The following is a 2299-nucleotide window of genomic DNA, read 5'->3' on the forward strand; positions in this document are numbered from 1 at the left end:
GGCAAAATAGAGCCAGTCTGCTAACGCAGGCCAGTCAGGCTCCGCCTGGCCAGTCTCGCCTTCGGCGAGGCCAGTTCCGACTTTGTGGGCCATAAAAGCCGGTCCTTAGTTACACAGTCAGCAGTGAACTGGCTTTCACAGCGACCAGCGGGTCTTCGTTCTTAAGCGCACAGCGGTTCTTAGAACGGGATGCTGAAACAAGTTCAGACACGAAGAGCAGGGTATCGAGTGTAGGGTCTAGGGTTTCTTGAAAGGAAATGGTTTGCTCTTCAAATGTTATGGAGCAATAATGCAAAGGCCGTCGTCCGGTATAGGCTATTGGAACCCTCTCACATTGTCATCCCGAACTTGTTTCGGGATCTAGTGCTTAGAGAAACCGTGAGTATGCATAGCAGGTAACGGGCTCGAAATAGCTTTCGAAGAAAGATTCTGAATCAAGTTCAGATGACGAGATGTGGAGTTCTCTAGCAAAAATTGGGACATTAGGAGCCGGTCAGTCCCTTTTTTCGCTCTCTCCTTCTCGTGAGCGCAGCGAACGTCTCTATTGCGATCTTTCTCGGCTTTTCCAAGCGTACAGCGTTTCTTTGATTGGGATGCTGAACGAAGTTCATGACAGGATCTGGAGTTCTCTAGCAAAAGTCGCTTACAGACATTAAGAGATTTGTCAGTCCCTATTTTCTCGTGAAGATAGAAAAAGGCGGGCTTAAGGCCCGCCATGTTCGTTAATGTTACGATTTTGTCTTTCTCTTGCTTATACGGCCTCCACGAAGTCGCTTTCAAACTGACTGGCGTAAAGTTCTGCATAGAAGCCGCCTCGCTCAAGAAGTTCTTCGTGAGTTCCCTGTTCAACGATGTCGCCTTCGTTCATTACGAGTATGAGATCGGCATCTCTTATCGTTGAAAGTCTGTGGGCTATGATGAAGCTGGTCCTGTCTTTCATCAAGTTTGCCATGGCTTTCTGTATCAAGGCTTCCGTTCTTGTGTCGACTGAACTGGTCGCTTCGTCTAGAATAAGAACTTTCGGATCTGCCAGTATTGCCCGGGCAATGGTTATCAGCTGTTTTTGACCCTGCGAGATGTTCGTCTGCTCTTCGTTCAGTACGAGGTTGTATCCATCCGGGAGGGTATGGATAAAGGAGTCAACGTGAGCCGCCTTAGCCGCTGCAAGAACTTCTTCATCGGTTGCGTCGAGCCTTCCGTATTTGATGTTGTCCCAGACACTGGCGTTGTAAAGCCAGGTGTCTTGGAGGACCATTCCGAAGTTTTCCCTCAGGTCGTGTCGGGTGTATTCTTTTATGTTATGTCCGTCCAGAAGTATCTCTCCGGAGTTTACATCATAGAAGCGCATCAGGAGTTTGACTATGGTCGTCTTCCCCGCTCCTGTGGGGCCGACGATGGCAATGTTGTGGCCCTTGTCAACTTCGCAGGAGAAATCTTTTATGATTATCTTTTCCGGGTCGTAGCCAAATCTGACGTTCTTGAACTCGACGTGGCCGTGATGATCGACTCCTCTGACAGGATCGGTTGTCTCGGCAACTTCCTCTTCTTCTTCCAGGAATTCGAAGACTCTCTCCGCTGCAGCTGCCGTCTGTTGGAAGACGTTCATGATATTTGCGATTTGCGCGATGGGCTGAGTGAACGACCTCACGTACTGTATAAAGGCCTGAATGTCGCCGACTGTGATCATCTTTCTGACGGCAAACCAGCCGCCCACTATGGTTATGAGGACGTATCCAAGGTTGCCGACGAATGTCATTATGGGCATCATCATGCCGGAAAGAAACTGTGATTTCCAGGCGGAGTCGTACAGTTCGGCGTTGAGCTTGTCGAAGGTTTGTATGCTTTTCGCCTCTCCATTGAAGGCCTTCACGACTACGTGACCTCCGTACATCTCCTCCACGTGGCCGTTTACCTTTCCGAGATACTGTTGCTGCTTCTTGAAGTATCTCTGGGATAGTCTGACGACGAAAGCGATGAGCCCCATAGAAACAGGCAGCATTAGCAAGGCTATAAGCGTTAGCTGCCAGCTTATCGAGAACATCATTATGGTGACGCCGACAACTGTCGTGACGGATGTTATGATCTGGCTCAGACTCTGGTTTAGCGTTCTACTTATGGTGTCGACATCGTTTGTTACCCTTGACAGGACGTCTCCCTGGGAACTCTTGTCAAAGTATTTCAGGGGAAGCCTGTTTATCTTCTGGGAGATTTCCTGCCTGAATTTGTATGTGACCTTCGCGGATATGCCCGACATTATCCATCCCTGGATGTACATAAACAGGGCGCTGAGCACGTACAG

The 2299-nt window shown here is 49.2% G+C and carries 1 protein-coding gene; it reads right to left on the bottom strand.

The annotated features are described in order from the left end of the window. Positions 1-751 precede the first annotated feature (751 nt). Positions 752-2299, bottom strand: a 1548-nt coding sequence (locus BG32_RS14695; RefSeq protein WP_147435096.1) for an ABC transporter ATP-binding protein, incomplete at its 5' end; no start/stop codon positions are given.

The sequence above is a fragment of the Mesotoga sp. HF07.pep.5.2.highcov genome, from assembly GCF_003666285.1.
In the GTDB taxonomy this organism is placed as follows: domain Bacteria; phylum Thermotogota; class Thermotogae; order Petrotogales; family Kosmotogaceae; genus Mesotoga; species Mesotoga prima.